At 36.7% G+C, this 6,531-nt stretch carries 7 protein-coding genes; 6 read left to right on the plus strand and 1 reads right to left on the minus strand.

Going from position 1 to position 6,531, the window contains the following annotated elements:
* The 6 genes from AC1DTM_RS04115 (at nt 1) to AC1DTM_RS04140 (ending at nt 6,247) form a co-directional block, all read left to right on the plus strand.
* Complete coding sequence (locus AC1DTM_RS04115) at nt 1-930, plus strand: peptidase U32 family protein (protein ID WP_016106210.1); 930 nt, start codon at nt 1-3, stop codon at nt 928-930.
* A gap of 18 nt (nt 931-948) precedes the next feature.
* On the plus strand, nt 949-2,229 hold the full coding sequence (locus AC1DTM_RS04120; RefSeq protein WP_002111968.1) for a peptidase U32 family protein: 1,281 nt from the start codon (nt 949-951) through the stop codon (nt 2,227-2,229).
* A gap of 17 nt (nt 2,230-2,246) precedes the next feature.
* The gene (gene udk / locus AC1DTM_RS04125; protein ID WP_477000051.1) at nt 2,247-2,885 is read left to right on the plus strand and encodes a uridine kinase; all 639 of its coding nucleotides are present in this window, start codon (nt 2,247-2,249) and stop codon (nt 2,883-2,885) included.
* Between the two features lie 278 nt (nt 2,886-3,163).
* Nucleotides 3,164-3,640, plus strand: coding sequence for a transcription elongation factor GreA (gene greA, locus AC1DTM_RS04130; RefSeq protein WP_131232081.1), 477 nt, complete (start codon nt 3,164-3,166; stop codon nt 3,638-3,640).
* 91 nt (nt 3,641-3,731) lie between these two features.
* Nucleotides 3,732-5,483 (plus strand): peptidoglycan D,D-transpeptidase FtsI family protein, encoded by a 1,752-nt coding sequence (locus AC1DTM_RS04135; RefSeq protein WP_088099536.1) that lies wholly within the window; start codon nt 3,732-3,734, stop codon nt 5,481-5,483.
* Between the two features lie 116 nt (nt 5,484-5,599).
* Nucleotides 5,600-6,247, plus strand: coding sequence for a YrrS family protein (locus AC1DTM_RS04140; protein ID WP_016106208.1), 648 nt, complete (start codon nt 5,600-5,602; stop codon nt 6,245-6,247).
* 34 nt (nt 6,248-6,281) lie between these two features.
* On the opposite strand, the gene AC1DTM_RS04145 is transcribed toward AC1DTM_RS04140, so the two are convergent.
* Complete coding sequence (locus tag AC1DTM_RS04145) at nt 6,282-6,497, minus strand: YrzA family protein (RefSeq protein WP_016106207.1); 216 nt, start codon at nt 6,495-6,497, stop codon at nt 6,282-6,284.
* Nucleotides 6,498-6,531 lie beyond the last annotated feature (34 nt).

Genomic DNA, 6,531 nt, shown 5'->3' on the forward strand with positions numbered 1-6,531 from the left:
ATGAAGAAACCTGAATTGTTAGTAACGCCTAGAGCGGTGGCGGATATTGAACCTCTTGTGAAAGCAGGGGCAGATGCAGTAATGGTTGGTGAACAAAAGTTTGGTTTACGTTTGGCAGGAGAGTTTTCACGTGAAGATGTGAAACAAGCTGTAAACATTGCACATGAAAATGGTGTGAAAGTATACGTTGCAATGAATGCGATGTTCCACAATGATAAAGTGGAAGAATTAACGGACTACGTTGCCTTTTTAAATGAGGTAAATGTAGATGCGATTGTTTTCGGAGATCCAGCGGTATTAATGGCTGTTCGTGAAGTTGCACCAAACATGCAACTGCACTGGAATACAGAAACGACAGCGACAAACTGGTTTACTTGTAACTATTGGGGGCAAAGAGGCGCGAAACGCGCTGTATTAGCTCGTGAGCTTAGCTTAGATGAAATTGCTGAATTAAAAGAAAATGCTGAAGTGGAACTTGAAGTACAAATTCACGGTATGACTTGCATGTTCCAATCGAAGCGTTCACTAGTAGGAAACTACTTTGAGTATCAAGGGCGTAATCTCGACATCGAAAAGAAAAAGTATGAAGAGAATATGTTCTTATACGACCCAGAACGTAATAACAAATATCCAATTTATGAAGATGAAAATGGTACTCACATTATGAGTCCAAATGATATTTGTTTCATCGATGAGTTAGAGGAACTAATCGATGCTGAAGTCGATAGCTTAAAAATTGATGGTGTCCTAAAAAGTTCTGAATACATTATTGAGGTAACGAAGAAATATCGTAAAGCGATTGATTTATGTGTAGAAGATCGTGATGCGTATTATGACGTGAAAGATGATTTATTGAAAGAGATAGAAGAAATACAACCGGTAAATCGTCCGTTAGATACAGGATTCTTCTTTAAAGAAACGGTTTACTAAACGAGGAGGGTGTAGGAAATGACTGTACAAGAAATTTCACGGGTGATCGATGGCAAACGCGTTATTGTGAAAAAACCTGAACTGTTAATCCCTGCGGGTAACTTAGAAAAATTAAAAGTAGCTATCCATTATGGGGCAGATGCTGTATATTTAGGTGGACAAGAATTTGGTCTTCGTTCTAATGCAGGTAACTTTACGCTGGAAGACATGGCAGAAGGCGTTGAATTTGCAAAGAAATATGGAGCAAAAATATACGTAACAACAAATATTTTTGCACATAATGAAAATATGGATGGGCTAGAGGAATATTTAAAAGGGATTGAAAAAGCTGGCGTAACGGGAATTATCGTTGCCGATCCGCTTATTATTGAGACATGTAAACGTGTAGCGCCTTCTGTTGAGGTGCATTTAAGTACACAACAATCACTATCCAACTGGAAAGCAGCACAGTATTGGAAAGAAGAAGGTTTACATCGTCTTGTATTAGCTCGTGAAGCAAGCTATGAAGAAATGAAAGAAATTAAAGAAAAAGTTGATATTGAAATTGAAGCATTCGTCCATGGTGCAATGTGTATCGCGTATTCAGGGAGATGTACATTAAGTAACCATATGACAGCGCGTGACTCTAACCGTGGTGGTTGTTGTCAATCTTGCCGCTGGGATTATGATTTAGTTCAAACGGTATCACAACATAAAGATGCAAAAGAGCTTCCTCTATTCCAAGAAGAAGATGCTCACTTTGCGATGAGCCCAAAAGATTTAAATTTAATCTTATCCATTCCGAAAATGATTGAAATTGGAATTGATAGCTTAAAAGTTGAAGGACGTATGAAATCTATCCATTACGTAGCGACTGTAGCAACTGTATATCGTAAAGTAATTGATGCGTATTGTGCGGATCCGGATAACTTTGAGTTTAAACAAGAATGGTTAGATGAACTTGATAAATGTGCAAATCGTGATACAGCTCCTGCATTCTTTGAAGGGGTTCCAGGACATCAAGAGCAAATGTTTGGAAATCATAGTAAGAAAACAACGTATGATTTTGCTGGTTTAGTGTTAGATTATAATGAAGAAACGGGCATCGTAACGCTTGAGCAACGTAATCACTTCAAACCAGGACATGAAGTGGAGTTCTTTGGGCCAGAAATAGAAAACTTTACGCAGACGGTGGAGAAAATTTGGGATGAGGATGGAAACGAATTAGATGCAGCGAGACATCCGTTGCAAATCGTGAAATTCAAAGTGGATCAACCAGTGTATGTGAATAATATGATGCGCAAAAACATACTTCAATAAGAAAGAGTGGTAGTCGAATGGGGACGAATAAGCCTGTTGTAATTGGAATCGCTGGTGGTTCAGGATCAGGAAAAACAAGTGTAACGAAAGCGATTTTTGACCATTTTAAAGGTCATTCCATTTTAATCTTGGAGCAAGATTATTATTACAAAGATCAAAGCCATTTACCAATGGAAGAACGTTTAAAAACAAATTACGATCATCCGTTAGCGTTTGATAATGATTTGTTAATTGACCATTTGCAGCAGTTGCTTGCATATGAGCAAGTGGAAAAGCCTATATATGACTATACATTGCATACGCGTTCAGAAAAAATTATTCCAGTTGAGCCGAAAGATGTAATTATTTTAGAAGGAATTCTTATTTTAGAAGACCCACGTCTTTGTGAGTTAATGGATATTAAGGTGTTCGTTGATACAGATGCGGACCTTCGTATTTTACGCCGCATGCAGCGCGATATTGAAGAGCGCGGTCGTACAATGGATTCAGTTATTGACCAATACGTAAACGTTGTACGACCAATGCATAATCAATTTATTGAGCCTTCTAAGAAATTTGCGGATATTATTATCCCTGAAGGTGGACAAAACCATGTTGCAATTGATATTATGGTTACAAAAATTGCAACAATTCTTGAACAAAAAGTAAATTTKTAATAGCATAGTAAAAGATATACGATAGGAAGGGATTTTTTCCCTTCTTATCGAATACAATGAAACATGAAACCTCACCTACCAATAGGTGAGGGCATATTTATATCAACTTTCCATACATACCTTCTTTATATAAGGAAGAATTGGAGAATAAGGGGTTGTATGTGACAACTCCACTAGTGCCATGTGTGCTAGAAACCTCCGCTATATATAAGCGGAGGAGTTTTCATATGGAACTCCTCTTTTTTTCAGGGGATTGGTATATAAAAGGAGTGGAAAACATGGCAACAGAAAAAACATACCCTATGACGCAAGAGGGTAAGCAAAAACTAGAGAACGAAGTTGAACAATTAAAAACAGTAAGACGTAAAGAAGTTGTAGAGCGTATTAAGATCGCACGTAGCTTCGGAGATCTTTCTGAGAACTCTGAGTATGATGCAGCGAAAGATGAGCAAGCATTCGTAGAAGGACGCATTACACAACTTGAAAATATGATCCGTAATGCGGTTATCATTCAAGACAATGGTGAAGAGTCTACAGTTGTAACATTAGGTAAAACAGTAACATTTAAAGAGTTACCAGGTGGAGACGAAGAAGCGTACACAATCGTAGGTAGCGCAGAAGCTGATCCATTTGAAGGAAGAATTTCTAACGATTCTCCAATCGCAAAAAGCTTATTAGGTAAGCAAATTGGTGAAAAGGTAGCAATCCAAACACCAGGTGGAGAAATGCAAGTAGAGATTATCTCTGTAAAATAACGTAAAAATCACTCGTGTGAAAACGAGTGATTTTTTATTTGTATAAAAGGTGAAACACCTCGTCTAAACTACAATAGACGAGGTGTTTTTTATGAAAATGAAACGGAGAATTATAATTGTTTTAATTTGTTTTATGGGTGTGATTTTTTTATTACTTTGTCGTTTAATCCAAATACAGATTATTGATACGGAATCCTTTACTGATCGAAATATCAATTTGATTGAAAAAAGTGTTACGCAACGAACACAATCACTTACAGTAGATAATGGAAGAGGGCATTTTACAGATCGAAATGGTAAGGAAATTGGTGAAGAGAAATATCCAGTCTTAATTGTTTTTCCATTTTTACAAATAAAAAATGACATGTTAGAGAAAATTGCGCATATCATTGGTGTGTCGAGACAAGAAATAAGACTGCAAATGAAAAATAAGAATCAAGCATTTATATTACGAAGGGGGAATATCCCATTTCAATTAACGCTCGAGCAGATGGAGAAGGTAAATCAATTAGATATTTTAGGTATTGTAGCAGCAGAAGTTCGATTGAAGCAAACGGGAGAGGCAAGTCATTTAATTGGTGATGTGGGAGAGAATGAGCAGGAATTTCAAAAGCGTTATGGAGAAATGAAAAAAACTTCGAAACAAACGCCAATTGGTATTTCTGGATTGCAACAATCATTTGATGAATTTTTACTGACTGATGGAGAAGCGAAAGTACTATATCAAGTGGATCGACAGGGAGAACCGATTTTCGGGAAACAGGCGAAATACACTTCACCAGGAAATCCGTTTTATCCAGTTACTATTCAAACAACAATACATAAAACGTTGCAACGACGAGCAGAGAGGATTATAGATGAAAATGGAATAAAAAAAGGTGGATTAGTATTACTAGACATAAAGAATAGTGAAGTTTTAGCAATGGTAAGTAGGCCTTCTTTACAGATGAATGATAGGAGGATATATAAAGCTACACTTGAAAATCAAATGTTAACTCCTCATTTTCCGGGGTCTGTTTTTAAAACAGTAGTTGCAGCAGCAGTAATTGATGAGAATTTGGTGCGGTTTAATCGTACATTTAACTGCAATACGGATTTATACGGTGAAAATCTTCCACAAGTTATGATGGGGTCATTAAACTTTAAGGAAAGCTTTGCTAGAAGCTGTAATCGAACGTTTGCCGTATTAGGTGATGAACTAATGCAAAAGGATAGGGACGTATTAGAAACGTATTTAGAGGCCTTAGGAGCAAGTAAGAAGGTAGGGTGGAAAGGTTCGATATTTCATACACCAGAATTTGAGCAATTGCCAGAAGAAAAGAGTGCTGTTATTTGGGGGAGCGAAGAAAATAAAGATAGTAGAAAAGCGATTGCTCAAACGATGGTCGGACAAAAAGATGTACGTGTGTCACCTCTAGCTATAGCGAATATGATGGCGACAATTGCTAGAGGTGGAGAGAAGATGGAAGTGAAAGCTGTGAAAAAAATAGTGTATAAAAATGGAACCAACTTTTTTATATTTGAAAATCATAAATTAAATGGGAAACAGCTTTCTTATGAAACGATGAAAAAATTACAACAGTTGTTAAGAGGCGTTGTAACGATGGAGAAAGGAACGGGAACCGCATTCCGTTCGTTGCAACTAACTGTCGCTGGAAAATCTGGGACGGCACAAACAGGAAAAGGAGAGAAGGTGAATCGCTGGTTTGCAGGTTATTTTCCATATGAAAACCCAAGATATGCTTTAGTTGTAGTTGATGTAGAAACAGATAACGTAAATGTAGTTACACCAGCTTTTGCAGAAATGGTAGAAGCAATTCATCAATTAGAAATTGAAAAGTAATCTTGCAATTATTTATGAAATGTTTTCATTTCGTGAAAATATTATTGTAAATGTTCAACCTTTCTAGATTTAATGTTACAATAGCAAGTATGAAAAACTGCATGGAGGTTTGAAGAATGGCAGGAGGATCTAGATTTCAACAGAAACAACAAAAACGTCGTCAAAACGGTGTTTTAAATATTGCAATTGCAATTGTATTAATATTAGTAGCTATTGTATCATATCAATTGTTTGTTCCTGAAAGAAAAGAGCAAGCGTCTTCTAGTGATAAAAAAGTAACTCAGCAAACAACAAAAGAGAATAAAGCTGAGAAAGCTAAAGGTAAAGAAGAGACGAAGAAGAACGAGCAAGAGAAAGCAGAGGCTAAGAAGAAGGAAGAAGAGAAGCTACAGGCTGAAGAAGAAAAGAAAAAAGCTGAAGAGGAAGCGAAAGCTACCGAGAAAGAACCAGCTGAAAAAACACAGCCAAAGGCAACAGATGCGTATACGAAATCCTCTTGGAAGCCAGTAGGTACAGAACAAGGTGCAACACCTGCGATGACGTTTAAAAAAGGTTCAGCAGATTGGAATGAAATGAATCAAGCGATTTCCACTGCAATTGACGTTCCAGTAGAGCAATTAGTTATTCATAGAATCGGAAATAACGGTAAGAATAAAGCRTACGGTAATGTCCAAGATAAGCAATCAGGTAAAAAATATTATGTAAATATTGATTGGGTAGAAAATGAGGGCTGGAAACCAGTACTTGTTCAAACTCTAAACTAAAAAAGAGAGGCTCTTATGAGCCTCTCTTTTTTAGTTAGCGTAATTTCTTTAATTTAAAATGAACAACAGCACTATAATAAGGTCTTTTGCTTTCAGGATCCATAACCATTTGATGCGAGATGTGATGTACTTCGAGCATAAGTGCTTTATTATTATCAATTTGCTCACTAATTTTTTTTTCTAAAGAAGCTAAGTCCGCCGCTTCAAAAAACTCTACTTTATCTTCTAACATTTCAAAGGTAAATGACACGAAGACGACCCCTCTCCTATGTAATCACCTATAG

It is taken from the genome of Bacillus sp. P4_D3, from assembly GCF_056401855.1.